Here is a 26870-nt window from a genome sequence, read left to right on the forward strand (position 1 = left end):
AAATTATAAAAATTTCATGTCTGTGGATAACTTATCTTTGTCTAGCTACAGCGCTCAGCGACTGGCAAACTTCGCTAAACGAGCGCTTGCGCTTTTCTTGTTAACATATCTGTATCATAAATCAATTTTACTTTTCAATCCGCGGTTTGGCGGGATTACAAGGAGGTGCGGTTTCCTTTGTAGATTCAGCCAGTTTATATAGGTAATAGCATTCCTCCCTGTACATATGGTCCGCCATGAGGGCAGGAAAGGTCCCAAGCGCTTCGGCAGATATATCAAGCTCAAGCAATTCATTTAAAAACATTTGAAATGCTTCGATCTCAAGCTTCGCATCGTTGTTCAACCGTGCCAATGCCGGAAATTCATACATTTTTGTCCGCAAATAACCGGCAAATTCAACAGCTTTTAAATAAAAAGCCTCAAAATGCTCCGTAAATATTTGACTCTTTTCCTTCAGCCTCTTTTCAGCAGCATCCATATTATCGTTAATGGCCCCCGCATGTCCATAAGCATCCTGGAGCCAGAGCAAATGGTGATGGAGTTCGTGGACAACCGGCGGCGATTCCTCTTTTTTAAAATAACCGATAATCCTTTCATACTCCTCCAATTCATTGATCATGTGGTTGATAAACGTTGGAGATAAATGAATTTTAATCTTTTTGACAAGATGCCTTTCCAGTATCGAAAGTTTAAAAACTTTTAAATGGCTCACATGTTCTTCCGCGCGGGAGGTCAAAGTCAACATACCTTTTATATCATTCATTTTCCGGGCTTCATGCAGCAGTTCATCAAATATTCTTTTAAATCCCTTTGCTTGGTCAATATCCCTTTTTTCTGAAGGGCTTAAAGACTCCAGTATAAACCTTGAATGATCACCAAGCACTTGCAGCCAGAACTCGTGCTCAAATTTAAGCTCTTGCAGTGTCAACATCAAGTTTCCTTCACCCCTTTTTGTATCCTCCCTATAAGGTTATTCACCCCCAGCCTTTGATATTTTAAATGCACACAAAAAGACCACCTGATGAACAGTGGTCTTTTTGAAAAGGAAGGAACTAAGTTTTCTATTTAAATCAATTGCTTTATGTCCAGCTCCAGCGCCTATCGACTAGCAGACTTCGCACCTCCTCCTACGATAAGTCAACATCGGCTCGTTCCTCGCCGTGTTTCCTTTATCTCGTCGGAGGCACTCCAGTCTGTACGTCGATGGGCAAGGCGCTTGCGCTTTTCTAACTATCCTTCAAGAAGAAGGTCTTCCGGATTTTCCAGCAGCTTTTTAACTGTGACCAGGAATCCGACCGCTTCTTTTCCATCAATGACACGGTGGTCGTATGATAGAGCCACATACATCATCGGACGGTTCTCCATCTTTTCCGCGTCAATGGCAACAGGCCGTGTCTGAATCGTATGCATTCCTAATATACCGACTTGATTTCCGTTCAAAATTGGCGTAGACAGCAAGGAACCAAACACACCACCATTTGTGATCGTAAATGTTCCGCCTTGCAAATCGCTGAGCGCCAATTTATTGTCACGCGCTTTTTTCGCTACTTTCAGGATGTCATCCTCAATTTCAGCGAAGTTTTTGCGGTCACAATCGCGAATGACCGGCACGACAAGCCCTTCATCCGTCGAAACAGCTACTCCAATATCATAATATTTCTTATAGACAAGCTCGTCTTCCTGCAGCTCCGCATTGACTGCAGGATATTTTTTCAATGCCGCTACAACGGCTTTTGTGAAAAATGACATGAATCCAAGTTTTACATCATGCTCTTCATAGAACTTGTCTTTCTTGCGTTTACGCAGTTCCATGACTGCTGTCATATCGATTTCATTGAATGTAGTCAACATGGCTGCCGTTTGCTGGACTTCAACAAGCCTCTTTGCTATTGTTTGGCGGCGGCGTGAAAGCTTTACGCGTTCAACCGGTTTTCCCGGCACATCCTGGACGGCTGCAGCAGGTTTTGCCTGGGGAGCTGCAGCAGGCTGTTTAGGCTGATTTGAATAGACTTCTACATCCTGTTTCCGTACCCTTCCAAGCGGATCGACAGTCGGGACTTCTGTTAAATCGATGCCTTTTTCCCGGGCCAATTTACGTGCAGCCGGAGAAGCGATCGGGCGCTCCTTCGAATCTGCCTCGTGCTTTTCTTCTTGCTGTGCCGGGGCTGGGGCCTGCTCTGCTTTTGGCTGCTCAGGAGCTGCAGCCTGTTCTTGTTTGGGGGCTGCTTCCGGCGCCGCAGCAGCATTAGCCGAAGCACTCTCATCGACAATTGCAATCACATCGCCGACATTGACTGTTTCGCCTTCCTCTGCCTTAATCTCTTTAACTACTCCGGCTTCCTCCGAAATGATTTCCACGTTTACTTTATCGGTTTCAAGCTCGACAATATATTCTCCTTTTTCAACGTAATCGCCCGGTTTTTTTAACCATTGTGCGATGGTCCCTTCCATGATAGATTCTGCAAGTTCAGGTACTTTAATTTCGGCCACTTTTTATCCTCCTCTAAGTTTAACGGATGTATTCAAAATCATTCTGATTTTGTAAACACTGATTGTACGATACGGCTTTGAGCTTCTCTGTGGGCAGATGGGTCGCCTTCCGATGGACTTGAACGTCTCCGGCGTCCTTCATATCTAATATCGACGCCTTCCGGCCTAATCTCCCTTATATAAGAAATAACGTGAAGCCAGCCGCCCATATTTTTCGGCTCCTCCTGCACCCAGACAATCTCCTTCAGATTTGGGTACCTTGATAAAATATCTGCAATTTCATTTTTCGGGAATGGGTAGAGTTCCTCGACCCTTAAAATATGCAGCCAATCCACGTCCTTTTCATCTTTCAGCTGCTCTTCCAAGTCAATAGCTATTTTTCCGCTGCAAAGTGCGATCCGTTCGACCGCTTCGTGGTTTTCTCCCAAGCCCGGCTGTTCCATGACGGACTTGAACGATCCTTCCGTTAATTCTTCCACTTCCACAGAGGCAAGCGGGTGACGGAGCAGGCTCTTCGGAGTCATGATGACAAGCGGTTTAACCTCATCTTTGTTCAATATCGCTGCCTGTCTTCTTAAGATATGGAAATACTGGGCCGCATTTGACAAGTTGGCAACAATCCAGTTATTCTCTGCGGCACTTTGCAGGAATCTTTCCACCCGTCCGCTTGAGTGCTCCGGTCCCTGGCCTTCATAACCGTGCGGCAAAAGAAGGACCAGTCCTGATTTTTGCCCCCATTTTGCCCTGCCGGAAGAAATGAATTGGTCAAAATATACTTGGGCCATGTTGGCAAAGTCACCGAATTGCGCCTCCCAAATAACCAGAGTTTCCGGGGCAAAGACGTTATAGCCGTATTCAAATCCTACTACTCCGGCTTCAGTCAGCGGGCTGTTATATAGGGCAAATGAGGAATTGACACCGGATAAATGATGCATCGGAATGTATTCTTCCCCTGTTTTTACATCATGGAGCACAAGATTCCTTTGTGCAAAGGTACCGCGCTGCGAATCTTGCCCCGACATTCTTAACGGAGTGCCGTCTTTCAGTATTGATGCGAACGCAAGAGCCTCGGCGTGTGCCCAGTCTATTTTCCCATTTTCTTTAATTACATTCGCTCTTCTTTGCAAAATCCGTTCAAGCCTCGGGAAAACATTGAAATCTTCCGGCCATGTGATCAATTCCCGGTTGATCGTTTCCAAATCATCGATATTAACCGAGGTATCGATTTTCGGAAGCTTTTTGACTACATTTTCAGGAGGATTCATGACAATATCAGGATTGCCGTCCGCCTTTGGAAGGTTGTCATATGCCTTTTGCAAGATTGATTGTATATCCTTATCAATGTTTTCAACTTCTTCTTTTGTCAGAAGCCCCTCTTGGATTAGTTTTTCCGCATAAATTTCCTTGGAAGTAGAATGCTTTTTAATGGTGTTATACATAAGCGGATTTGTCACCATCGGCTCATCCATCTCATTATGTCCGTAACGGCGGTATCCGACCAAATCGATAATGAAATCCTTATGGAAAGACTGCCGGTATTCGTGAGCCAAAGCAGCTGCAGCCAGGACAGCTTCCGGATCATCGGCATTAACATGCACAATCGGGATTTCAAAGCCTTTCGCGACGTCGGAAGCATATAATGTCGAACGTGAGTCACTGCTTTCGGTTGTAAATCCAATCATGTTATTGGCAATGATGTGTATGGAACCGCCGGTATTGTATCCCTTTAAACGTCCCATATTCAACGTTTCCTGCACAATCCCCTCTCCGGGAAAAGCTGCATCACCATGAACGACAATCGCAAGGCAGTTATCCATATCCTGCTTTGGATAGCCCTGTACATTGCGGTCTTCCTGGGCAGCCCGGGTAAAACCGTCCACGACAGGATTGACGACTTCAAGATGGCTCGGGTTATTGGCAAGGGTGATTCTTGTTGTTGCAGTCGTCCCCCGCTTCAACTTCCTGTCGGCACCAAGGTGATACTTCACGTCTCCCGTCCAGCCGTACGTGATGCCGATTGAACCTTCCGACGGAATGAGTTCCTTATTGGGTGCCTGCTGAAATTCGGAGAAAATCAATTTATACGGTTTTTGGAGCACATGGGCCAAAACATTTAGGCGGCCGCGGTGCGCCATTCCGATATTGACAGTCCTGGTGCCGGTTTCTACAGCAAGACTGATGACTTCATCCATCAAAGGAATAAGTGTCTCCAGGCCTTCGACTGAAAAACGTTTCTGCCCGACGAATGTACGGTGAATGAACTTTTCAAAGCCCTCCACCTCAGCCAGACGCGTCAATAAGTTGATTTTTCTTTCTTTGCTCGGTTCCGCAAAATACCCGCCTTCTTCAATATTTTGCTGCAGCCAGTTCCTTTCGTCCAATTCATGGACATGATTATATTCAAATGCAAGTTTTTTTGTATATACTTCTTTTAAATGATTGATCGCATCAAGTCCGTCCTTCAAATTAGATGGAGCATTAGGAGAAATAAATGAAGCCGGAATCTGTTTTAAATCCTCTTCCGTCAAATTATATTCAGAAAGCTCAAGCCTTCTTGTATTCTTGTCTTTGCGGCGAATCGGATTGATATCCGCTATCAGATGGCCATATGTACGAATATTATCCGCATATTTGACAGCGGCAACAAGCTTGCTCAGCCGGTTGTGCGTCGCAGGCATTTGGAAGGAGACGTCTGCCTGCCCTTCAGTCGTTTCAACCTGCTTGGCCGTAGCCGGCGCACCCCATTGATCGAATGCCTCTTTCATTTCAGGATCGACACTGTCAGGATCTTTGAGGTATTGTTCATACAACTCCATTACATAGCCAAGATTCGGCCCGGAAAACTGTGCCCAAGGCGATTCTTGATAAGACGCTTGTCTGCTCATTTGTTAAAAACCTCCATCATGAAGCTCTTAATTTATTTTTAAACCGGATGTTGTGTATTTTATAAATCCGGCCAAAATAATACGGGTCAACCTAATCAAACCTCAAGTGCAATTCCATTTTATCACTGCGGCTAATTTAGTAAAAGGTAAATGTCATTTTTTAGACAAATTCAATCAAATTATGCATAATATCGGTTCAAAATCAGCTTTCAACTTATAAAAATCACAGCCTGTACACATTTATGTCAAATTTTCCATATACCATCTTACTACTCTCCAAGAAAAATTCAAATATAATTGCCTCTTCCCTCTTATTCTGCCGGCAAGGCCTTGGTTGTTGCGCGTTTTCGACGTTCCGCATATACTATTATGATTTATTCAAGGGGGTGGTTGAGTGTTTCCTTGGGGGAAATTTCCTTTTAATGAGGATTTAAAAAAGATGACAGAACAGATGAAGCCGGCGGACATCCAATCTTATGTAAATGATATGATCAAAAAATATATCCCCTCCCAATGGGACAACTCGGCTGAAACAGAGACTGCAAACCCCTTTAATGCCTCAACCGCTGATCAAGGCCGGCAAACCAAGCCGGATGCGGACGTTTTCGAAACGTTTGATTATGTATTCATACGGATAAAGCTTCAAAGCGAGGAACAGCAAAAACGGATGAAATTTTTCCATACATCCAACCAGGCCATCATTGAAAATTTTTTTGAAATGGGAGACAGACATACGATCACCCTGCCATGCCTCGTCAAAAGGAAGGGTGCCACAGCCTTGGTGAAAGACCTTATTCTTGAAGTGCAAATCCCCAAAAACGTTGATATGCAATATACCGAGGTTGATATTTCCGAAAAATTATAATGGGAATTTCCAGCATTTCCATCTGAAAAATGTCTGTCGTGATAAAAAAGCGGGAATCGGGGCATATTATTACTTCTTATACTTCACTTTGAAAGGAAAATGCATGACAACATTTGATAAGTTGGAATTTGGCCATTCAGACAGTGAGCTTGCCGAAAAAAAGTGGTCCATCGTATCCGTCGCTTCTATTCCGCTCATTATGACATTGGGCAACTCCATGCTGATTCCGGTGCTGCCTTTAATGGAAAGAAAGCTTGATATCACAAAACTGCAATCCAGTCTTATCATAACTGTCTATTCAATAGTGGCCATTTTCCTGATTCCAATAGCCGGTTTTTTATCGGATAAGTTCGGGAGAAAAATCGTCATCATCCCGTCTTTGATTATTGCGGGAATCGGGGGGCTTATTGCAGGTTGGGCAGCATGGAAAATGGATTCACCTTATTTCATCATTCTGTCAGGAAGAATTTTGCAGGGTGTGGGAGCAGCCGGTGCCTTCCCTATCGTGCTTCCGCTTATTGGTGACATGTTCAAAAGGGATAAGGACGTAAGTGCCACCCTCGGCGTTGTGGAAACATCCAACACTTTTGGAAAAGTACTAAGCCCCATTCTGGGCTCTTTCCTTGCTGGAATACTTTGGTTCCTGCCTTTTTTGTCCATACCTGTATTTTCGCTTATTTCTCTCCTGCTAATCATGTTGCTGGTAAAAAAACCAAAAGATGATCAGCATGAACTCTCATTTGGAAGGTTCCTGATAAATATAAAAAAGATTTTTTCCGAACACTGGCGATGGCTTACTGCGGTGTTTGTCATTGGTGCCATTCTTATGTTCGTGCTGTTCGGCATGCTTTTTTACTTATCTTCCATTTTGGAAGACGACTACGGATTTGACGGTATCCAAAAGGGCCTTTTGCTCGCAATCCCCCTGGCCTCCCTTTGTATTGCATCTTTTACTTCCGGCAAATGGATTAAAGACAGCCTGCCAAAAATGAAATGGATCACTTTTTTCGGAATCGTGTTAATGGGAGGCATGATCATAACTGCTTTATTATCAAAGAAATTCATTTTTTTAATCACCGTTTTTGCGCTGTGCGGAATAGGAATCGGAGCGGCACTTCCCTGCCTTGACGCCATTTTGACCCAAAGTATTGAAAAAGAGATGCGAGGCACAATCACTTCGATATTCAGTTCGATGAGATTTGCGGGAGTGGCAGCAGGGCCGCCGGTGATTGCCATTATGATGAACCAAGGAAGTAAAAGCATGATCTTCCTATTGGCAGGCTTGAGTGCCGTTTCGGCAATTCTGGCATTTATGGCGATCAAGCCTGAAAAAGAAAAAAATGCGCCAAAAACAAATCCGGCGCTTGAATGAAACGCTGCCGCGGCAGCGTTCCTTTTACTTCCTGAAATTAAGAGGCTACTCCTCCAGCAATTGGGATATTTCAGCATGGGACCTTTCTTCAAATTTGTTGGGCCCCCGTAAATGGACAGTTGCTGTTTTTCCATCTTCATTAATTTTATCAATCCATACAGATACACCATTGTATTTCACTTCAATATCGGCTGATGACGATAAAATTTGCTTAATGCGGTTCAAGTCCACTTTAAATCACTCCCTGACATTTTTCTTATATCATGTAACAGAAAGTGAAAATTATTCTTTATGGAGAGAGCGGTTCTCGGCATAACCTGCCGTACTTTTCCTTCTTCAATACGTGTAAAAGCCGCTGCATCCATTGCAGCGGCCCCCTTTATCAGTAAGCTTGTTCTACACTCTTGATCATTGCCTTCATAGACTGCAGACCTCCGCCGGAAAGGTACCAGTAATCTGCATCAAGGTAAATGATTTTTCCATCTTTATAAGCGGTTGTCTTCTTCACCAAGTCATTTTCAATTGAATCTTTTGCAGGGGCAGCATTTTCTTCAATCGCTGCATTCCTGTCAATCACAAACAAAATATCCGGGTTTGTTTCTAAAATATATTCAAAAGAAATACCTTGGCCATGTGTTGAAACCTCGATGTTTTCATCGGCTGCTTTAAAACCGAACACATCATGGATTATGCCGAATCTTGATTTGGGGCCATAGGCACTTACTTTTCCTTCATTTGCCAATACGACCAACGCTTTTTTATCAAGAGATTCTGTTTTTTCTTTCACAGCAGCAATTTGGCTGTCGATATCCTCAAGCTCTGTTTTGACTTGTTCTTCCTTATCAAAAATTTTGCCGAGCGTATTCATATTGTCTTTAAAAGACTCTGTATAATTGTTAAAGTCAATCCCCATATATACGGTAGGGGCAATTTCGGCAAATTGATCATATAATTCAGCCTGGCGGGAGGAAATAAAGATGACATCCGGATTCAACTTATGGATGGCTTCAAAATCAGGTTCCTTCAAGCTTCCTACATTCGTATAGTCATCGCCGGCATATTTTTCAAGATAAGCAGGGATTCCCATCTGCGGTACACCCGTTACTTCAACGCCCAATTCATCAAGAGTATCAAGTACACCAAAATCAAAGACAACGACTTTTTTCGGGTTTTTCTTGATGGCTGCTTCCCCGTATTCATGTTTGATTGTCATTTCTTCAGCTTGTTTTTCCTTATCTGAGTCATTTCCGCTGCTGGACTGGCCTTCTTCTTTCGATCCGCAAGCCGCAAAAACAACTACAGCTATCAATAGCATGATCAATGATGTCCACTTTTTCATTTTTAATGAATCTCCTTCGATCTACTGATCTACGAATTAAAATACACACAAATCCTGCAATTGTTTAAATTTTTAATCGGTATATCCATGTCATATATTTCTTTCAGCGCTTCAGATTGAATAATATCTTCCGTCGGGCCGTCTTTAACCACTCTCCCGTTTTTCATCGCAACGATCCTATCCGAATAAACAGAGGCAAAGTTGATATCATGCAGTACAATGACGACGGTTTTGCCCAGGTCATCTACAAGCCTGCGCAAAATTTTCATGATTTGGACTGAATGCTTCATATCCAGGTTGTTAAGCGGCTCATCAAGCAGAATATAATCTGTATCCTGGGCAATGACCATGGCAATGAAAGCCCGCTGGCGCTGGCCGCCCGACAGTTCATCAAGATAGGAGTCTTGGATATCCGTGAGTTCCATATATTCAATCGCCTGATCAACCATCAGTTGATCATCTTTAGTCAGCCGGCCTTTTGAATATGGATACCTCCCGAAAGAAACAAGCTCCCTGATCGTCAGTTTAACATTCACAAAGTTGGACTGCTTTAAAATCGAAACCCTTTTTGAAAGATCATTGGATCTCATTTTTTTCATATTGGTCTGGTCCAGCAGGACATCGCCTGTATCTGCATCAAGCAGTCTGCTGACCATTGAAAGCAAGGTTGATTTTCCCGCGCCATTCGGACCGATAAAAGACGTAATTTGACCGCTGTGAATGTTAACAGATACATCTTCGACCACTTTATTTTTTCCGTAAAATTTGGATAACCTCAAGACTTCAATCATGATGATCGACTCTCCTTCAGCAATAAGTAAAGAAAATAAGCGCCACCGACGAAATTAATGATCACGCTCAGCGTCGTGGAAAAAGTGAAGATCCGCTCCACGGCCCATTGTCCTCCTACAAGGGCGATAATACTCAAAAGGATGGCTCCGCTAATGAGAATGCGGTGCTTATAGGTATGGAAAAATTGATAAGCCAGATTGGCAACAATCAATCCAAAAAAAGTAATCGGGCCGACGAGCGCCGTTGAAACTGAAATGAGAATTGCAGTCAGCACAAGCATCTGCCTTGCTGTTTTATCATAGGAAATTCCCAAATTTATGGCGGTGTCACGGCCGAGTGACATAACATCCAAGCTGCTGACAGACCGCCAGCCAACAGCAAATACGCATAAGATGGAAAGAAGCGCCAGCCATACAAGATCACCGTTTACATTGTTGAAACTGGCAAACATCCGGTCCTGAACAATTAAAAATTCATTCGGATCGATCAATACCTGTAAAAAAGTGCTGATGCTTTGAAAAAAAGTACCGACGATAATTCCTATTAAAAGAAGGAAATAGATGGATTGCTGCCCTTTTTTAAATAAAAATCGATATAGCAGCAATGCAAAAATGATCATCGCAACAACTGATAAGAGAAAATTCACCTGTTTATTCACAACGGTTATATGCTCAGAACCTAAAAAGAATATAAAAAAGGTTTGAATGAGCAAATATAAAGAATCCAGTCCCATAATGCTTGGGGTCAATATACGATTATGTGTAATTGTTTGAAAAATAACCGTCGCATAGGCAATGGCGGCGCCTGTAATAACCATCGCAAGCACTTTAATCGCCCGCCGGGGCAGTGCATAATCAAAGCTTCCGTTTAAATCATGGAATAAATAAAGCAGGCAAAGACCCGAGGCGACAAGGAAGAGTAGGGCCATCTTAACAGAATTACGCATAGGCCTTCCTCCTGAAAAGCAAATATAAGAATATGCCGCTGCCGATAATCCCCACCATCAAACTGATGGATATCTCGTAAGGATAAATGAGAACGCGTCCCAAAATGTCACAAATGAGGAGAAAAATCGCTCCAAGCAAAGCTGTATGCGGCAATGTTTTTTGCAGATGGTCGCCTTTGAAAATTGATACGATATTCGGAATGATCAAACCAAGAAACGGGATCATTCCAACTGTCAAAACAACTGTTGTTGTAATCAAGGCCACTAAAATCAGTCCGATATTGACAATTCGCTTATAGGACAGCCCCAGATTTTTCGAAAAATCCTCTCCCATTCCGGCCAGAGTAAACCGATTGGCATATAAGTATGCCAGTAAAAGGACAGGTATACTGATATACAGCAGCTCGTAGCGTCCTTTCATGATCATGGAGAAATCCCCTTGCAGCCAGGCAGAGATATTTTGTATGGCATTAGCCCGATATGCGAAAAACGTTGTGACCGATGATAAAATATTGCCAAACATGAGCCCGACCAGCGGAATAAAGATTGCATCCTTGAATTTGATTCGGTCAAGAATCTGCATGAACAACAGGGATCCCGCAAGGGCAAAGGCGAATGAAACTGCCATTTTTTCCAGCATCGTCGCATTGGCAAACAATAGCATGGAAACGAGGATTCCCAGTCTTGTTGCATCGAGCGTACCTGCTGTGGTCGGTGAAACAAATTTATTGCGGCTCAACTGCTGCATGATGAGGCCTGCAATGCTCATGCCCGCGCCCGCTAATATAATCGAAAGCAATCTCGGCAGGCGGCTGATAAGGAATACCTGCGTCTCCTCTGATTGAAGATCCAGCAGGTCGAGAGGAGATATGTTGCTTACCCCCAGAAATAAAGATAGAATGCATAATACCAATAGGATTGGCAATAAATATTTAAGTTTCACAGATCACCCACCAACATTTTCTATGTAGTATTGAGGCGAATGATAATCATTATCACTTAAGCTCATGTTAATTATATCACCTGTTTTAAAAGAGTCAATGAATTAATTGAGAATTTCTCTCAATTCATTTTTTAAAAGAAAAAAAGACGCTCCCCTGGAACGCCTTCGATTGTAATTGATTCATATGAAATTTTCTTTTAAAATCCGAAGCCGATAAGCATTCATGGCAGTTTCGCCTAAATGATCGAGCAAGTTATAATTGGCATATGCACCAACAATGGCACCAAAACCCGGGATCAGCTGTAACATTTTCACTAAGTCAATGTAGTCTCTGTACTCTTGTTGAAATTCGCGCCAGTCCATATAAGCAAGCCGGTCCTTTTCCTCTTCCCAATTTTCTATGATGTGGAACGTTTTTTTACGGGTATCATCACTTGAAAAAGCAAGCAGGAAAACATGAAGAATAAACAGTCTCTCTCTGTAATCCTTTGTATCAAATCCATAAATGGCAGCCGCCTCAAATAAAAATTTCATTTCGATTGATAAGAGCAATGGGAAATCCGCCAATCCGAGCAATATCCCGCCCGCTCCAGTCCCGGCCCCTTCTATGACTGCGGTTTTCCGGTAAGCATCCAATTTTCTTTTAACCAGTTCATCCCGCTCAAATAAACTCATTTCTGATGCCTGATTTTTCTTAGTAAGAAAGTCAGATCCGACAAGTGTTGCTTTTACCATATTTTTAATACTTTCGGTCATGATTTCATGGAACTTTTCCGGAATCAGCCCATTCACTTTTGTTTGTGCCTTTTTTGAGATCCTGTTCAAAAGACTTGAACGCTTGTTGACTTTTCTCATCCATTTTTGAACTTCTTCCGCTACAGCTTTCTCATATTCGTTCATATAACTCATCCTTAATTATGATTAATCATGTATACGAATACTTCCCGGGAAGGTTTCATACTTGTGACTTGTTCCATATGAATGCTTTCCAGGCGGGCCTTCCTTTAGCTGGAGCGGCTTATTTCAAAAGTCTCAAGCTGTTTAAAATAACAAGGATCGTGCTTCCTTCATGTCCGATAACCCCCAAAGGCAAATCAATGACTTGGGAAAAGTTTGATAAGATTAACAAAGCGATCACAATGATCGAAAAGAAAATGTTTTGCTTTATAATCCGGTCCATTCTTTTCGATAATTTTATCGCTTCCGGTATACGCAGCAAGTCATTTTTCATCAGGATCATATCAGCCGTTTCAAGGGCAACATCTGTACCGTCTCCTACTGAAATACCTACATTTGACGCGGCCAGTGCCGGTGCATCGTTGATTCCGTCTCCCACCATCGCGACACTCCCGTATTTTTCCTGCAATTTTTTAAGCTGCGCAACTTTATTTTCCGGCAGACAATTCGCTATAAAATCCTGTACATGGCTCTCAGAGGCGATCACCTTCGCGGTTTTTTCATTATCCCCAGTAAGCATCACCGTGAAAAGACCTTGTTTTTTCAACTGATCGACGGCCTTCAGCGATTCTTGTCTGGCCATATCTTTTAATGCAATAACCGCAGCCAATTTATCATCTTTTTGGACATAGACAATGGTTTTCCCTTCATTTGCTAACTCTTTTGCACTTTCTGTCAAAAATTGGTCATACTCGCTTATTTCAACAAAATCTTCTTTTCCAATTTTCCAACTTTCATCGTTAATGACTGCCTTTATCCCCCGACCTGCAACATCTTCTACCGTTTCCAGATCTATCAATGGTGCAGTTATTTTATTTTGAGTATAATTTACGATCGCATTTGCCAGGGGATGGTTGGAGTGCTTTTCAATTGAAGCTACCTTAAGCAGCACTTCATCACTGTCTTGCCCTTCACGGATAATAAAATTTGCAACTTCAGGCTGTCCTTTTGTCAGTGTTCCGGTTTTATCAAATGCGATGGCTTTGATATGGCCCAATTGCTCCAAATGGTTTCCACCCTTAAAAAGTATCCCTTTTTTTGCACCGTTTGATATGGCGGACAGCGTCGCAGGCATGATAGACGCAACCAACGCACAGGGAGATGCGACTACCAGCAGGATCATCGCCCTGTAAAACGTTTCGTTCCAGCTCCAACCAAAAGTATAGTGCGGCATGAACATCATGAGAAAAACGACAATTAAAACTGCCTTGACATACTTTCCTTCAAAGCGTTCTATAAAGAGCTGCGAAGGGGATTTCTCACTTTGGGCCGACTGGACAAGCTGGATGATTTTTTGAAATAAAGTTTCATCATTATGTTTTGTAACCCGGACGGTAATGGAACCATTTATATTTAACGTTCCGGCATATATTTCATCTTGAATCCCCTTTGATACCGGCAAAGATTCACCTGTAATAGCTGCTTCATCCAGTGTGGTGTTTCCCCTGACAACTTTGCCGTCGGAGGGAACTCTTTCACCCGGTTTGATCAAAATCAAATCCCCTACATCCAGTTCTGAAACATGGACCCGTTTTATTTCTCCATCCATCCAAAGCCACGCTTCTTCCGGCTGAATATCCATCAAAGAAGAAATCTCCTTACGGCTTTTATTCATCGTGTATGTTTCCAAAGCCCCGCTCAGTGCAAAAATAAAAATCAAGATGGCTCCCTCTGTCCAATAGCCGATAATGGCTGAACCGACAGCTGCAAGGATCATCAAAAGCTCCACGTTCAGCTTTTTATGTTTTATGGTCTCTTCCAATCCCTCTTTGGCTTTAGCGAAGCCGCCAATAACAAAGGCAAGCAGGAAAAGAACGACCGATGCACTCTCCATGCTGTTTTTTTCGAGCAGCCATCCAAATAATATAAATACTCCGCTGACTATTGCGGCAATAAGCTCTCCATTGACTTTTAGTTTTTCTAAGGGATTTACCTTTCGAAAATCATGTTGACTTTCAATCGTTTGAGCATCAAGATTCATATATTTGCACCTCCCTGATTATTGGTCATTCGCATTGCATACTTTGTAATTATTATTATATAGATATCATATTAAAAAAGTTACACTAAGTCAACTTTTAAATGAGAATATTTTATTCTAATTGATAATGATTATTAGTATTAACCTCGTGATGATTGGATCGGTGCAATTAACCTTTATTTGCTAATGATAATTATTATCAATTAATGATTACTGAATTTTATTAAACCAACCAAATAATTTTCGGTGAAAGGCGCTCATGGTCTTTTCGTGTTGTTTCTCTTTAGATAAGTTATAATCAATATAAATAAGCAGGAGCTTTTTTGGAAAGGAGCTGAATGAAAGCTGGATCATACAAAAGCAGAAAACATCACAGCTTTTTTTGAAAAGCATGGCGAATTGACTGCGGCTGTAATTAGCGGCATCCTCATCGGAGCCGGTTTTTTACTGCCATCTTTATCGGCCTTCTTTTTTATCCCGGCTTTTTTGATAGGCGGATTTTATAAAGCCAAAGAAGGGTTGACGGATCTTGTTCAAAACAAAAAACTGAATGTGGAAATTTTAATGATTATGGCAGCAATCGGATCTGCCATCATCGGATTTTGGGCTGAAGGCGCCATTTTAATTTTCATATTCGCATTGAGCGGTGCATTGGAGACATATTCCATGAACAAGAGCCAAAAGGAATTGTCCTCACTTGTTAAAATGCAGCCGGATGTGGCCGTATTAGTGACAGATGACGGTGAGAAAATTGTACCTGTGGCAGATTTGAAGATTAACGATTTAATATCTGTGAAGCCGGGTGAGAGAATTCCTGTTGACGGAGTTATCGAAGAAGGGCATTCATCCATTGATGAAGCGGCCATTTCAGGCGAGTCGGTTCCCGTCGGAAAACAAAGGGGAGATACGGTTTTTGCGGGAACGGTAAACGTGAACGGAGCTCTGACCGTTACAGTGGCAAAGGAACAAAAAGATACGCTCTTCCAAAGGATCATCGAACTGGTTGAAGCGGCGAAAAGCGAAAAGTCACCCACCCAGCAATTTATTGAAAAATTTGAGGGAACTTACGTAAGAATCGTTTTGATTGTTTTTGTCCTTATGCTGTTTCTTCCTCATTATCTATTTGGCTGGGATTGGAAAGAGACCCTATATCGCGCCATGGTCCTGCTCGTCGTAGCTTCCCCTTGTGCATTGGTCGCATCCATTATGCCGGCCACCCTGTCCTCCATTGCCTCCTCGGCGAAAAAAGGCATATTGGTCAAGGGCGGAAGTCACCTGGAGTCGCTTGCAGCATTAAAAGCCATTGCTTTTGATAAAACCGGAACGCTGACAAAGGGACAGCATGAAGTCACTGATGTCATGGTTCGTGAAGGTATGGACAAGACAAGCTTTTTACAGGCAGCAGCCTCCATCGAACGGCTGTCTACCCATCCGCTTGCGTCCGCCATCGTCCATTATGCCGAAAATAAAAAAATAACAATGCTTCCCGTTGATAACCTTGATGATTTTCCCGGAAAAGGAGTATCTGCTTGGGTTGGTGGAGTGAAATGGAAAATTGGCAAAGCTTCATTCGTTTCGGAAAACCGTGATTCTTTTTTTGAAGAAAAGGCTGCTGAGTTTGAAAAAGAAGGAAAATCAATTATTTTTGCAGGATACGATGATCAGATTGCCGGAATCATCACTTTCAAAGATGTCATTAGGGATGAAGCAAAAGAAGCTGTCCAAAAAATAAAGGAGCTTGGCCTTCATACCATCATGATTACAGGGGATGGCGAAGGCGCCGCGAGTACTATCGCCAAAGAGGCCGGACTGGATCATTTCCTGGCTAATACACTGCCTGAAGAAAAGCTGGTTGAAATCAAAAAATTAAAAGATACCTATGGTCCTGTCGCAATGACCGGCGATGGCATCAATGACGCTCCGGCTCTTGCAACGGCAGATATCGGCATAGCTATGGGCGGCGGAACGGACATAGCACTTGAGACAGCTGATGTTGTATTGATGAAAAATGATTTGAAACGGATTCCAGAGGCGATTGCGCGCTCAAAAAAGATGAGCCGCATCATTAAGCAGAACATCGCATTTTCGGTTTCTGTGATATTGGTGCTGATCGCTTCAAACTTCCTGCAGATTGTCAATCTGCCGCTCGGTGTCATAGGACATGAGGGAAGTACATTGCTTGTCATTTTGAACGGGCTGCGTATGCTTAAAAACTGAAGTGCTGCCAATATCACAAATTACCGAACGGTAAATGTTCTTTTATATAGTGGTGGAGTGGACGATAAAACGGAAAAGGGGCTGTCCGGAAAGTCATTTTTTTGACTTTTGGACACCCCTTTTCTTGTTCTAAAAAACCTTGATATATCAAGGTTTTTAATTATTGAGTATCAGGGGATTTACGCTTTTCGGACAACCCCTTTTAAACACACACAAATAGAACATGCAACCGGTTTGCCGGAGTCTTTTCTCATCCAAATACATCCTGCAGCCGTGCGCTGAGCCCGCCGAAGGTAAACGACTGGGCAAACTCGTCGGCACCGCTGGCGAAGATCCTGTTTTCCACAATGTCCTGCCCGTCCAGCGTGTACACCGTCACGGTCCGGTTTCGGGGATCGACAATCCAGTACTCCTTCACGCCGCATACCAGGTACAGTTCCAGCTTGGTGATCAAGTCCTTTCGCTTTGTGGACGGGGATAACACTTCAACGGCCAATGTCGGGACGCCCTGGTATTTGCCATTTTCGTCGATCTTTTCCTTATCGCAGATCACCACGATGTCGGGTTGAACGACGCAAATGTTGTCTTCCGATTTCACAAGTTTGATGTCGAAGGGAGAAGTAAGGGGCGTGCAGTTCTTGCCTTTGAACCAAGTGTAGAAAATACCGTGCAATTCATGAATCGCATGCTGGTGGGCGTAAGTTGGCGATGCCAGGTTGTACAGCGATCCATCGATCAGCTCATACCGCTGTTCCGACTCTTCGACCAGATCCAGGTATTCTTCATAGGTCACCCATTCCCTGCCCGTACGGTATTCCGGCGCGTCTTCTCCTACCAGGGAGGATTCCGTTTCAATCCGGATAATTTTTGCAGCGTCCCGTCCGTTCTTCGTCACGATGATTTCCTCACCGGCTTCCGCAAACTTTAAGTATTTGCCAAAGTTGTTCTGCACCTCAGTCGAAGGCACTTTCATGGCAGTCACCTCAAAATAGCTAATCTGATTCGATTATATCCAATGTTTAGCTATTGAACAACCGAAAAATATGAATATTAGCTAAAATAGCGTGTCCATCCCGCCGAAACAACGAATTCATTTTGCAGTACGTCAACAAAAAAAGAGACATGCAGCATGCACGTCTCTTTTCGTTAAGTTTTTTTAATAACATCATAAATTTCTTTTGATTGTTGTATCGTTAGATTTTCCGAATGCCAGAATAATATTTTGATAAATGGGGTCCAGAAAACGTCTTTGTGACATGATTACAACTGTTACAATCAATGCGATGAGCGCGCCGGCGGTAACATCCGAAGGATAATGGACACCGATATAGATTCTTGACAGCGCCATAAAAAAAGCCATGATCAACAAGACGCTTCCAATCCGCCTTCGGTACCAAAACAGTGCGCAGGCAATTGCAAAAGCCCCGGCAGAATGATTGCTCGGAAATGAAGGGTCTGAATTCGCTTTGTCACTTAGTAGATTGACCGCATATGTAACAAACGGCCGTGGGCGGAAATACATCAGTTCAATCGCCTTGTTGATTCCAAGGGCTATGACAGTTATTGTTAATGCATACAAGACAACTTTTCTGTTGTCAACAGTATTCCCGGACTTTGAAAACCACAACCATACAAAAACAAGTCCAAATAAAATGGGCCCAAACTTTGAAAATAGCATGACTGTCTGGTCAAGCGTATGGCTTTCACCTGCAAATTGATTGATCAATTCAAATAACCGATAATCCAAGTTCATCTTAAATCTTCCTTTATTAAAAATTGGTATTTCATTATAACACATTGCAGGATGGGAATTCTTCAAATTTTAATGAAAAAGCCATCCACTGGAATTAAGCTTGGTGGATGGCTCTTGTTATGACTATTCTTCAATGTATCTTCTTTCGCCGGCATATTCTTCTCCGTAGCCTGATGTGTCAATATATTTTTCACGGCCTTCGCCCGCCAGAACGGGAATCTATTTTCCAATCATAACGTTTCCTTCCACTTTTTCCTGAATAAAAAATTGACCACACATGAAGCAAGAAATATAAGGATCAAAAGGATTCCAATGAAAGGATACTTCAGCTTAAATGCAAATACGGCAAAGACTGCCAAGCTGATGGATATGAACCAGCCAAACGCCTGTGTCGCGATATAAAAAGTCTTCTCCAAGAGGACTGCACCTCCTAATCATGATAGAAACACAAATTCAGTACTGCTTCCGCTTTGGCCAGCCAGCACTTCCAAACGGGCATCAATCCGCTCTTTCAATTCCGGAACGTGAGAAATGATACCGACAAGCCTTCCGCTGCTCTGGATTTCCATTAATGCCTCAATGGCCTGGTCCAGGGATTCCGGGTCCAATGTGCCGAACCCTTCATCGATGAACATCGTCTCCAGCGAGACTCCTCCTGCATGCTCCTGCACAACATCAGCCAGCCCAAGTGCAAGGGTAAGCGCTGCTTTAAAACTTTCACCGCCTGATAATGTTTTAACATGGCGCTCCTGCCCGGTATATTGGTCAAATACAAGCAGTTCCAACCCGCTTTGAACATTCCCTTTTGAACGTTCTTTCTTTCTCAAAAGCTGGTATCGCCCGCTCGTCATTTTCAACAGCCTTCCATTGGCAGCTGCCAGAATATCATCCAAAAACGAGGCCAACACGAACCGCTCAAAAGTGAGCCTGTATGTATTCTGCCCTCTCGTTATATCGGATAAATGCCCGACGATTTCATATTGTTTCTCCAATTCTTTGATCTGTTCATTCAACCGCTGGACATCCAACCGGATACTCTCGTTTTTCTGTATGTTCATCAACATTGTTGAAAGCTGGTTGTTCATGGATAGCAGCATTTTTTCCTGTTCTCTGAATTCCACATTCAATTTTTCGATATCCGGCCGATCGATTCCTTTTAAGCGCTCGTCAAAGTCCTTAAGCCGATCTGTAACAGAGCGATATTCTTCGCCATAAGCCTTGATTTTCTCTTCGGCATTTTGAATCCAGGCTGAATCTTTTTTGGATTCGGCATATTCGGCGTAATTAGTAAATCCCTCTTGATGGAGCTGGTTTAAAAACTTTTCCCGCTCATTGTTCAATGAGCTTTGCTGCTTTGCAATATCTTCCTCTATATTTGTAAGCGCCATTTTTTGTGCTGCCAGCTGTTCATTCAGTTTGGAACAGTCTTCTTGAGCTTGTTTTAATGCATCATCCAATTGTTTTATCTCTTTTTGCAACACCGACAGCCTGTTTTCGTATTGCTCCTTCGTTTCCAGCCCTTCCGGAAGATTAAAAGCGAGGCTCTGAAGGGCCGCTTTTGTTTCCATAAATTGATTGGCGGCTTCCCGTTCTTTTTCCGCCATTTTATCCAAAGTGCTGTTCAAATCCTTCAAATCTCCGGCAAGCTGCGTAATTCTGGCTTCCTTTTCGGGAATTTTATCTGTCTTCATTGTATTGCTCTCCAGCTGATTGGATAATTCTTGTTCCTTACCCACCAGCTTTTGCAAATGGAGCGGAGTTTCCTCAAGCTTTAAATCAGGCAAGAAAATTTTTGCCTCATCCACTCTTTCTAAAACAGTTTTCGCACATAAATCCGCATCCGCTTTTGCCTTCATCCACTCTTGCCGAATTTCAGCCAGCTGCTCTTCTATTGCGTGTGCATCTTTTTTTGCCGCTTCAAAATCTTCTTCACTGACATAATCGCCTGATGTGTAAGCAGGCGCCGGGTGTTCTGAAGATCCGCAGACAGGGCATGGACAACCGCTTTCAAGCTTGCCGGCGAGGATTGCCGCATGTCCCGAATACCATTTCTCTTCAATGTGTTTCAATGTTTCCAATGCGTCTTCAGCTTTTGACTTTGCCAGCTGAAGCTCTTTTTCACGCTGAACGAGCAATGTATTTGCGGCTTGTTCCTTTTCCATTGAAACAGCCAGTTGATGAAGATGGCCAATAATTTGTTCAATGCGAAGCTTTTCCTCTTTTAATACAATATTTTTATCCTGGAGCTGTCTTAGCTTGTTTAGTTCGTCCTGCTGTTTCTCAACCGCCTGTCCCCATTCAGCTGCTTTCCTCTTGGTTTCATCAAGCGTTTTGCGACACTGTTTTGCCTTTTGTTCCAAACGCTTGAGATCCGCTTTTCGCTTGGAAAATGAAAGAACATCCTCTCGCAGGCTTTCCAACCGGGTCAATTCCGCATGAAGCTTCTCCCTTTTGTCCCTGTTTTTCTCTTCCCGTTTTAATTTTTCATCTGCAGCGTTTTTGGCTTTTATTGTAAAAGCCAATTCTTCTTCCATCTTACCTTTTTTTGCTGTCCTGTCGTCGATCTCTTTTTTCAACCGTTGGCATATATTCTCTTGATGCGCCAAATTGCCCGCGCGCCGGGCAAGATCCACCGCTATTTTCTTTTCATCGATGAGTGTTTTTCTTTCATCGAGCAAAGCTTTCTGCTTCTTCAAAGCATCACGGCTGTTCATTTCATTCAATATATTTTCCGCTTCATCTACCTTTCTTTTTGCCTCATCGCGATGTTTTTGCCTAACTTCTATCTTCTTTTCAAGTTCGGCTGATGTTTGTTTCATTTCCCCTGTGATTGTTTCCAGCAGAGGGAGGATGACCGTATCACTTGGAGTGGGTTCGGCAAGGGCCTCTTCCAATTCATCATTTCCATTCGAAAAAATCTCCCTCAGCTTTTGGCTCCTTTGGCCGATGCCGCTTTCCACCTCATTTTTAAGTAAACTTGCCTTCTCTTTGAGCTTCTCTTCTATTTTCTTAAATTGCCCAGTATGGAAAAGACGCTGTAAGATAATTTCTTTCTCTTTGCTGTCCGATGTCAGCAGCTTCCTGAAATCGCCTTGGGGAATCATTAAAATCTGCCGGAACTGGTTCGCGTCGAGCTGAATGATTTCTTTGATTTTTTCATCCGTATCCCTTACATTTGCCGCCAGCAGTTTTTTTGAGCCCGACTCTTCAACGAGGTACAGCTCCGCTTTTGCATTAACTGTTGTATAACCGTCTCCTCGCGCCTTTTTTCTTTCCTGCTGTGGGGAGCGGCAAATATAATAAATCTTATCTCTCAATTGAAATTCCAGTGACACTTCCGTAGGAAGCTCGTCCTTGGCAAAATGGGAGCGCAAATCTGCCCCATTCCTGTCTTCCCCGCTTGCCTTGCCATATATGGCAAAACTGATCCCGTCGAAAATAGACGTTTTGCCGGCACCGGTTTTCCCGGATATGACGAACATCGTCCTGTTCTCCAATTGGGTAAAGTCGATGATCTCTAACCCTGCATATGGGCCGAAAGCCTGCATTTTCAATTTAAGCGGCCTCATACAAGGAGCACCTCCTTACGGACGCTGTCGATTACCTCTTTCATCAACTCCTGTTTTTGCTCGGTAAATTCACTCGTTGTCATTTCATGATAAAACTCTGAAAAAAGATCCAGCTCCGTTTTTCTTTCGCTTTGGACAGAACGGAGCGCCTGCCTTTTCTTCAAATCAACTGATTCTATCTTTCTTTCCAAGTGCAGAATGTTCGGGTAAACCGCCCGCAGCTTATTGATCGGATCGAGCAATGCCCCTTCATCTAAAAGGGTCACTTTCAAAAAGTCATCCAGTTTTTGACTTTCGTAAAATGCCGGGTCCAGCAACTCATCTATGTATCCTGAAATCTCTCTCATATCCTTTTGAGGTATGAGGGATTTCTCATTTATTGTCAAATGGCCGCTTTCATCAATTTCAATGATTGAAATGCTTTTTCTCTGTCTGGCTTCAGAAAAAGAATATTTTAAAAGCGAGCCGGAATAGCGGATCGTCTCATGCCTGATTGCATCCGGGCTGTGCAGGTGGCCAAGAGCAGTATATGTAAAAGGGCTGAAGCAATCTATATCAACACAACCGGAGCCTCCGACGGATAATATCCGCTCCGAATCGGTCGTTTTTCCTCCTGTCACAAAAGCATGTCCTACAAGAATGTTAACAGCTTCACGATCCATCGTTTTTTCTATTTCCCACGTCACCCTGCCTATCGCATCATGGTGTGAATGAATGCTGGAATCCTGAAACACTTCCCGGACGACACCAGGTTCTGCATAAGGGACAAGATAAAAATGAACATCATTGATCCGAATGGGGTCAAAACAATCGGACAGCTTTCCATTCAGGTAAAAGCCGCTGTGGCGGTACCAGGAAGATCCGAACGCCAGGCGTTCTGCGCTGTCATGATTGCCGGAAATAGCAAGAACCGGGGTTTTCAGTTCCACATTGATTCTAAACAGCACTTTTTCAAGGAGTTGGACAGCTTCAACCGGAGGCACAGAACGGTCATACAGGTCACCTGCAATGATGACAGCATCCGGTCGTTCCTCAGCGACGAGTTCAATGAATTGCTCCAGAACCGTCTCTTGCTGTTCTGTCATATAGACGCCGTGTACCAGCTTCCCCAAATGCCAGTCGGCAGTATGAATGATTTTCACCATCATCACCCTTTTTCCTCTAAATATCTACTATTATAGCAAAATGGATCCGTTAATCTCTTGAAAACAGGAAAAAAGCCGATCAGAAGATATCCGACCGGCTTTACATCTGCCCTCTTGAGAAAACTGTTCATCTTTCCATCCTTTCCGGAAGGCTCTGGATCGATTGAACTACGTCTTCCAGTTTCGTTTCAATCCGGTACAATAAATAAAAAGTGACAAGTGCCGGAAATCCAACTTCACTTAGGAAGGGCAAAATTTGCTCCACAATATTGCCTCCTTTCATTTAAAAATATTAAAGGCTTGGACTGAGCCAAGCCTGATCAACCTAATTCAACGAATATTCGGTGACCGTACGTTCAACAAGCCGTGCCGCCTTTATTTCTTCATACGTGTTTCCTTCGCTGTCAATGAATACCCCTGCGTCGATAATTGACTGCATGGCATCTTTCACCTCTTCGGGATTTACCGGCTCCTGCGGTTGCTCCACCGAGATCCTGGCGGTCTTGCCGCCGCTCGTAACAAAATGTAATTCCAATGTTTTCAAATTTTCACCTCCTTTCTCCGCTGCCCGTCATTATGCGTCGATGTCAAAACTGTCGTTTCGTTCAATTGCCCAGATCGGGTGTTCCGAGAGTGCACCGATTGCCTGAGCAGCCTGGTATAATTGGTCGGCATTCGCGTCACGATGGATGTTGCTGAAAATTTTGTTTTTATAAACAGGCTTGTCCATCCCCTCAGTGAAGACTTCGAATACCAGCTTTAGCCGTGTTGACTTCAAAAAAGCGCTTGCCAAGTGCTTCACCTCCTTTCACATTCCATATACAGGAATACCTGCAGAAAGGACACCCCGAAAAATAATTTGTTTAAAATGCTGGTTTAAAGGGCAACAGCTTGTCACCCGCTTTTTCAATTGGCTATAATGGTGATATGGCGAAAGCCCGTATTATCAGGGGGGAAAGAAATGCTCGATGGTTGGTTTTTAATTTTTATTCTTTGTTGGGTGGTCGTGTTAATTACCTTGTTCGGGATCGGCGGCTTTTTCATGTTCCGAAAGTTTTTGAAACGCCTTCCAAAAGAAGATGGAAAATCAGATATGGATTGGGAAGAGTATTATGTCCAGAAAACAAAGGATCTTTGGACTGATGAACAGAAAAAACTGCTCGATGAACTGGTGAGCCCGGTGCCTGAGCTGTTCAGGGATGTGGCAAGGCATAAAATTGCCGGTAAAATCGGGGAAGTGGCGCTGGTGAAGAAAGTAAAACGCCTCGATCTTGATACGATAATAAAAGGATATATACTGGCCACACCGAAGCGTGACCATAAATTCCTTCGCAAAAAAATGGATGAATTGAATATCGATATTTCTCCTTACGAACACTTATTTTAAGGCTTCCAATCCATGGAAGCCTTCGCCATTGAAAGGTGAACCTTGATGAATTATGTAGCAGTGGGCATTGGCGGGATGGCGGGCGCAATTATCCGCTATTTAATCAGCCTTTATTCAATTAATCTTTGGTCCGGTTCCTTCCCATACGGCACCTTTACAGCAAACATGTGCGGCTGTTTTATATTGGGGCTGTTGACGGGATTGAATGAAAAAAAGGAAATGATCCCTAAAACGATCATGCTCGGGCTTGGAACCGGCATGATCGGATCGTTGACGACGTTTTCGGCCTTCAGTGTAGAAACTGTTCAATTATATGAGTCCTCTTCCATTTATATCGCAGGTCTGTATGTACTGTTGAGTGCAGTTTTCGGCTTGCTGCTCGCATGGAGCGGTTTTTATATCGGGCAGAAGGGTTCAGAGAAAGTGGTGGTGAATAAATGAATATCCTGCTGATCGCCGTCGGCGGCTTTTTTGGAGCAATTGCCAGGTATTTTATTGCAAAAAAACTTCCTTCAATATCCACCTTTTTTGTCAACATGACCGGATCTTTTTTGCTGGGATTTTTAATGGGGGTCATGCCCCCATCAAAATGGAGCCTATTATTGGGTGTAGGGTTTTTAGGTTCATACACAACTTTTTCTACATTTAAAGTTGAAATTATTCATCAATTCCGGGAAAAGAAATGGAAGCCGGCATTGGCCTACATGTTTCTCAGTTATTTCGGAGGCATCCTGCTCGCATTTTTTGGCTATATGTCAGGACTCAGACTCTATCAGTTTAGACATCAACAATTCATCTTGAGGCGTCCCATTGATCATGAGCGAAGCTCTTTTCGTCCCCTCAACCCGAAAGCCCATTTTTTCATATAGAGCGATTGCTGCCTGATTCTGACAGACAACCGTCAACTCCAAACGGATGATCCCTTGTTTTACTGCCCACTTTTCCAGCTCCTGAAAAAGCCTCGTTCCAATCCCTTGCCCCTGATACTCTTTCACAATGCCTATGACAAGATAGGCTGAATGTCTGGTCCTTCTGGCATTACCGCTGAATGCTGCCAGATAGCCCACTAGTTCTTTTTCCATATTTTCTGCAACGAGAATTGTCGAATGACCGTCTTGCTCCATTTGTTCCAGCTTCCTGCGCTGCTGCTCCAAGGAGATGTTCCTTTCTCCTGCTTCCATTAGCATATAATCGGATTCCGCATCTACCCGCCGTGCCAATTCAAGGAAGCTCCCGGCATCTTCAGGTATAATTTCTCTAATTCTCATAGCCATCCCACCCTCTAAAAATAGTAAAAAATCCCCTTCGGGGGATTACATAGTGAATCAAATGGAAACTGATCGATCTTTATTCAATTTTAAACTTAACTTTTTATATTGCAAATACATGGCCAAACGCCAAGGGACGATCATGCCAAATGCCAATATCCAAAACATTCCGCTCAACTCCCCTACATCAATCGATTGACTGAGAAAGGACTTGAAAAGCAAGCGAATGAGCAGAAGGCCGATAAGTATGAACCCAAACGCTTTTGATCGCTTTAGGTAAATGGCCTCTTCGCGCAGTTCAAACTTGGACGTTTTTATAAGCAGAATGGAAAACAGCATGCCGACAGTCGCAGCCTCCAAAATTTCCACCGCTGTCACTCGGAAATAAGGGTGAAGGAACATTAACGCTCCTGTACTCATAAAAACTGGCGGCAGAAGGATTTTCTTCGCAGATACCGGTTTCCGGGACGCTTTCATGCGTACAAAAATGGCCAGTACCCCCATGCACAGGGCGGCCACAGTCGAAAAAATGATTGTCATGCCAGTCATCCCTTAATGTAATAAATTTTTTCACTTACCTATTATATACCAAAAATAAGACTCATCCAAAGATTTTTTGTCATTATTCATATAACAAATTCAGAATAAGTCGAAAAAAGAAAGATATATTTACGTGAAAATGGTAGAAAAGTTGGATATATATTTGCTATAATAAAAATGGCAAATAAATAATTAAAATATATAGATGCAAGTTTTTAGGAAGGGACGTATTTCAGGTGAAAGATTATTTACGTGAGGAAATTGAAAAGAAGCGGAAAGAATTGTTTGAAATTACAAAAAGCGTTAGCCTCACATCAAGACTTGCACTTCAATACAGCGAAGAACTGGACTTACTATTAACCTGAATTACGAAAGTAAAATCTAGTAACTAAATACAAAAAGGGCTCCAGCCTTTGGTATA

The 26870-nt window shown here is 43.1% G+C and carries 28 protein-coding genes; 7 read left to right on the forward strand and 21 right to left on the reverse strand.

Going from position 1 to position 26870, the window contains the following annotated elements; all coding sequences use genetic code 11:
- Positions 1-127: 127 nt before the first annotated feature.
- The 3 genes from FS666_RS15400 to FS666_RS15410 form a co-directional block, all read right to left on the reverse strand.
- On the reverse strand, positions 128-931 hold the full coding sequence (locus FS666_RS15400) for a DUF2935 domain-containing protein (RefSeq protein WP_144463219.1): 804 nt from the start codon (positions 929-931) through the stop codon (positions 128-130).
- Positions 932-1230: 299 nt separating this feature from the next.
- Positions 1231-2490 carry a 2-oxoglutarate dehydrogenase complex dihydrolipoyllysine-residue succinyltransferase gene (odhB, locus tag FS666_RS15405; RefSeq protein ID WP_144463177.1) on the reverse strand — a complete coding sequence of 420 codons (1260 nt, stop codon included), beginning with the start codon at positions 2488-2490 and terminating at the stop codon, positions 1231-1233.
- A gap of 38 nt (positions 2491-2528) precedes the next feature.
- Positions 2529-5375, reverse strand: coding sequence for a 2-oxoglutarate dehydrogenase E1 component (locus FS666_RS15410; protein ID WP_144463179.1), 2847 nt, complete (start codon positions 5373-5375; stop codon positions 2529-2531).
- Between the two features lie 394 nt (positions 5376-5769).
- Between FS666_RS15410 and FS666_RS15415 the strand changes: the two genes are divergently transcribed.
- Entirely contained in the window at positions 5770-6240 is a 471-nt protein-coding gene (locus tag FS666_RS15415) for an Hsp20/alpha crystallin family protein (RefSeq protein ID WP_144463181.1), read from the forward strand.
- Between the two features lie 103 nt (positions 6241-6343).
- A complete protein-coding gene (locus tag FS666_RS15420; protein ID WP_144463183.1) occupies positions 6344-7612 on the forward strand; it encodes an MFS transporter in 1269 nt (422 codons plus the stop codon).
- 45 nt (positions 7613-7657) lie between these two features.
- On the opposite strand, the gene FS666_RS15425 is transcribed toward FS666_RS15420, so the two are convergent.
- The 8 genes from FS666_RS15425 to FS666_RS15455 all read right to left on the reverse strand — a co-directional run bounded on the left by FS666_RS15425 (position 7658) and on the right by FS666_RS15455 (position 14570).
- Complete coding sequence (locus tag FS666_RS15425; protein WP_120072454.1) at positions 7658-7843, reverse strand: H-type small acid-soluble spore protein; 186 nt, start codon at positions 7841-7843, stop codon at positions 7658-7660.
- Positions 7834-7977 (reverse strand): hypothetical protein, encoded by a 144-nt coding sequence (locus tag FS666_RS19890; RefSeq protein WP_164876319.1) that lies wholly within the window; start codon positions 7975-7977, stop codon positions 7834-7836. The genes FS666_RS15425 and FS666_RS19890 overlap by 10 nt, the downstream gene beginning before the upstream one ends.
- Before the next feature lie 17 nt (positions 7978-7994).
- Positions 7995-8951 carry a siderophore ABC transporter substrate-binding protein gene (locus FS666_RS15430; RefSeq protein ID WP_144463185.1) on the reverse strand — a complete coding sequence of 319 codons (957 nt, stop codon included), beginning with the start codon at positions 8949-8951 and terminating at the stop codon, positions 7995-7997.
- A gap of 29 nt (positions 8952-8980) precedes the next feature.
- The gene (locus FS666_RS15435; protein ID WP_144463187.1) at positions 8981-9742 is read right to left on the reverse strand and encodes an iron ABC transporter ATP-binding protein; all 762 of its coding nucleotides are present in this window, start codon (positions 9740-9742) and stop codon (positions 8981-8983) included.
- A complete protein-coding gene (locus tag FS666_RS15440) occupies positions 9739-10689 on the reverse strand; it encodes an iron chelate uptake ABC transporter family permease subunit (RefSeq protein WP_144463189.1) in 951 nt (316 codons plus the stop codon). Before FS666_RS15440 ends, FS666_RS15435 begins: the two co-directional genes overlap by 4 nt.
- Positions 10682-11632, reverse strand: a complete 951-nt coding sequence (locus FS666_RS15445; RefSeq protein ID WP_120072445.1) for an ABC transporter permease — start codon at positions 11630-11632, stop codon at positions 10682-10684. Before FS666_RS15445 ends, FS666_RS15440 begins: the two co-directional genes overlap by 8 nt.
- A 180-nt stretch (positions 11633-11812) precedes the next feature.
- Positions 11813-12532, reverse strand: coding sequence for an EcsC family protein (locus FS666_RS15450; RefSeq protein WP_144463191.1), 720 nt, complete (start codon positions 12530-12532; stop codon positions 11813-11815).
- Between the two features lie 118 nt (positions 12533-12650).
- On the reverse strand, positions 12651-14570 hold the full coding sequence (locus FS666_RS15455) for a heavy metal translocating P-type ATPase (protein ID WP_144463193.1): 1920 nt from the start codon (positions 14568-14570) through the stop codon (positions 12651-12653).
- Between the two features lie 399 nt (positions 14571-14969).
- Here FS666_RS15455 and FS666_RS15460 point away from each other — a divergent pair, with 399 nt between their 5' ends.
- A complete protein-coding gene (locus FS666_RS15460; protein ID WP_244943933.1) occupies positions 14970-16787 on the forward strand; it encodes a heavy metal translocating P-type ATPase in 1818 nt (605 codons plus the stop codon).
- A 250-nt stretch (positions 16788-17037) separates the two neighbouring features.
- Here the strand turns inward: FS666_RS15460 and FS666_RS15465 are convergent, their stop codons facing one another.
- The 8 genes from FS666_RS15465 to FS666_RS15500 all read right to left on the reverse strand — a co-directional run bounded on the left by FS666_RS15465 (position 17038) and on the right by FS666_RS15500 (position 24047).
- The gene (locus tag FS666_RS15465) at positions 17038-17760 is read right to left on the reverse strand and encodes a type II toxin-antitoxin system prevent-host-death family antitoxin (RefSeq protein ID WP_144463197.1); all 723 of its coding nucleotides are present in this window, start codon (positions 17758-17760) and stop codon (positions 17038-17040) included.
- Positions 17761-17952: 192 nt separating this feature from the next.
- The gene (locus tag FS666_RS15470; protein WP_144463199.1) at positions 17953-18540 is read right to left on the reverse strand and encodes an undecaprenyl-diphosphatase; all 588 of its coding nucleotides are present in this window, start codon (positions 18538-18540) and stop codon (positions 17953-17955) included.
- Between the two features lie 230 nt (positions 18541-18770).
- Positions 18771-18956: a hypothetical protein gene (locus FS666_RS15475; RefSeq protein ID WP_144463201.1), complete on the reverse strand. Its 186-nt coding sequence runs from the start codon at positions 18954-18956 to the stop codon at positions 18771-18773.
- 18 nt (positions 18957-18974) lie between these two features.
- Entirely contained in the window at positions 18975-22109 is a 3135-nt protein-coding gene (locus FS666_RS15480; RefSeq protein WP_144463203.1) for an AAA family ATPase, read from the reverse strand.
- Positions 22106-23251, reverse strand: coding sequence for an exonuclease SbcCD subunit D (locus FS666_RS15485; RefSeq protein WP_186306580.1), 1146 nt, complete (start codon positions 23249-23251; stop codon positions 22106-22108). Before FS666_RS15485 ends, FS666_RS15480 begins: the two co-directional genes overlap by 4 nt.
- 130 nt (positions 23252-23381) lie before the next feature.
- On the reverse strand, positions 23382-23519 hold the full coding sequence (locus FS666_RS15490; RefSeq protein WP_120072427.1) for a YvrJ family protein: 138 nt from the start codon (positions 23517-23519) through the stop codon (positions 23382-23384).
- Positions 23520-23579: 60 nt separating this feature from the next.
- Entirely contained in the window at positions 23580-23798 is a 219-nt protein-coding gene (locus FS666_RS15495) for a DUF2922 domain-containing protein (RefSeq protein WP_144463205.1), read from the reverse strand.
- 30 nt (positions 23799-23828) lie between these two features.
- Positions 23829-24047, reverse strand: a complete 219-nt coding sequence (locus FS666_RS15500) for a DUF1659 domain-containing protein (protein WP_120072423.1) — start codon at positions 24045-24047, stop codon at positions 23829-23831.
- Between the two features lie 168 nt (positions 24048-24215).
- Between FS666_RS15500 and FS666_RS15505 the strand changes: the two genes are divergently transcribed.
- From FS666_RS15505 to FS666_RS15515, 3 genes are read left to right on the forward strand one after another with little or no spacing between them, the layout of a single operon-like run.
- Positions 24216-24641, forward strand: coding sequence for a DUF2621 domain-containing protein (locus tag FS666_RS15505; protein WP_144463207.1), 426 nt, complete (start codon positions 24216-24218; stop codon positions 24639-24641).
- A gap of 45 nt (positions 24642-24686) precedes the next feature.
- Positions 24687-25082 (forward strand): fluoride efflux transporter CrcB, encoded by a 396-nt coding sequence (gene crcB / locus FS666_RS15510; RefSeq protein WP_144463209.1) that lies wholly within the window; start codon positions 24687-24689, stop codon positions 25080-25082.
- Positions 25079-25510: a fluoride efflux transporter FluC gene (locus FS666_RS15515; RefSeq protein WP_144463211.1), complete on the forward strand. Its 432-nt coding sequence runs from the start codon at positions 25079-25081 to the stop codon at positions 25508-25510. The genes crcB and FS666_RS15515 overlap by 4 nt, the downstream gene beginning before the upstream one ends.
- On the opposite strand, the gene FS666_RS15520 is transcribed toward FS666_RS15515, so the two are convergent.
- Both FS666_RS15520 and FS666_RS15525 read right to left on the reverse strand, forming a co-directional pair.
- On the reverse strand, positions 25397-25909 hold the full coding sequence (locus FS666_RS15520; RefSeq protein ID WP_144463213.1) for a GNAT family N-acetyltransferase: 513 nt from the start codon (positions 25907-25909) through the stop codon (positions 25397-25399). The two genes, FS666_RS15515 and FS666_RS15520, sit on opposite strands and share 114 nt — an antisense overlap.
- A gap of 57 nt (positions 25910-25966) precedes the next feature.
- Positions 25967-26449, reverse strand: coding sequence for a CcdC family protein (locus tag FS666_RS15525; RefSeq protein ID WP_144463215.1), 483 nt, complete (start codon positions 26447-26449; stop codon positions 25967-25969).
- 236 nt (positions 26450-26685) lie between these two features.
- Between FS666_RS15525 and FS666_RS15530 the strand changes: the two genes are divergently transcribed.
- Positions 26686-26814 carry an aspartyl-phosphate phosphatase Spo0E family protein gene (locus tag FS666_RS15530; RefSeq protein WP_144463217.1) on the forward strand — a complete coding sequence of 43 codons (129 nt, stop codon included), beginning with the start codon at positions 26686-26688 and terminating at the stop codon, positions 26812-26814.
- Positions 26815-26870 lie beyond the last annotated feature (56 nt).

It is taken from the genome of Siminovitchia fortis (genome assembly GCF_007681465.1).
GTDB lineage: Bacteria > Bacillota > Bacilli > Bacillales > Bacillaceae_C > Siminovitchia > Siminovitchia fortis.

Coding starts and splice junctions, on each gene's coding strand:
- FS666_RS15400 (WP_144463219.1), bottom strand. CDS start 931: ATGTTGACACTGCAAGAGCTTAAATTTGAGCACGAGTTCTGGCTGCAA.
- FS666_RS15410 (WP_144463179.1), bottom strand. CDS start 5,375: ATGAGCAGACAAGCGTCTTATCAAGAATCGCCTTGGGCACAGTTTTCC.
- FS666_RS15420 (WP_144463183.1), top strand. CDS start 6,344: ATGACAACATTTGATAAGTTGGAATTTGGCCATTCAGACAGTGAGCTT.
- FS666_RS19890 (WP_164876319.1), bottom strand. CDS start 7,977: ATGGATGCAGCGGCTTTTACACGTATTGAAGAAGGAAAAGTACGGCAG.
- FS666_RS15430 (WP_144463185.1), bottom strand. CDS start 8,951: ATGAAAAAGTGGACATCATTGATCATGCTATTGATAGCTGTAGTTGTT.
- FS666_RS15435 (WP_144463187.1), bottom strand. CDS start 9,742: ATGATTGAAGTCTTGAGGTTATCCAAATTTTACGGAAAAAATAAAGTG.
- FS666_RS15440 (WP_144463189.1), bottom strand. CDS start 10,689: ATGCGTAATTCTGTTAAGATGGCCCTACTCTTCCTTGTCGCCTCGGGT.
- FS666_RS15450 (WP_144463191.1), bottom strand. CDS start 12,532: ATGAACGAATATGAGAAAGCTGTAGCGGAAGAAGTTCAAAAATGGATG.
- FS666_RS15455 (WP_144463193.1), bottom strand. CDS start 14,570: ATGAATCTTGATGCTCAAACGATTGAAAGTCAACATGATTTTCGAAAG.
- FS666_RS15465 (WP_144463197.1), bottom strand. CDS start 17,760: ATGAAAGTGCCTTCGACTGAGGTGCAGAACAACTTTGGCAAATACTTA.
- FS666_RS15470 (WP_144463199.1), bottom strand. CDS start 18,540: ATGAACTTGGATTATCGGTTATTTGAATTGATCAATCAATTTGCAGGT.
- FS666_RS15480 (WP_144463203.1), bottom strand. CDS start 22,109: ATGAGGCCGCTTAAATTGAAAATGCAGGCTTTCGGCCCATATGCAGGG.
- FS666_RS15505 (WP_144463207.1), top strand. CDS start 24,216: ATGCTCGATGGTTGGTTTTTAATTTTTATTCTTTGTTGGGTGGTCGTG.
- crcB (WP_144463209.1), top strand. CDS start 24,687: ATGAATTATGTAGCAGTGGGCATTGGCGGGATGGCGGGCGCAATTATC.
- FS666_RS15515 (WP_144463211.1), top strand. CDS start 25,079: ATGAATATCCTGCTGATCGCCGTCGGCGGCTTTTTTGGAGCAATTGCC.
- FS666_RS15520 (WP_144463213.1), bottom strand. CDS start 25,909: ATGAGAATTAGAGAAATTATACCTGAAGATGCCGGGAGCTTCCTTGAA.
- FS666_RS15525 (WP_144463215.1), bottom strand. CDS start 26,449: ATGACAATCATTTTTTCGACTGTGGCCGCCCTGTGCATGGGGGTACTG.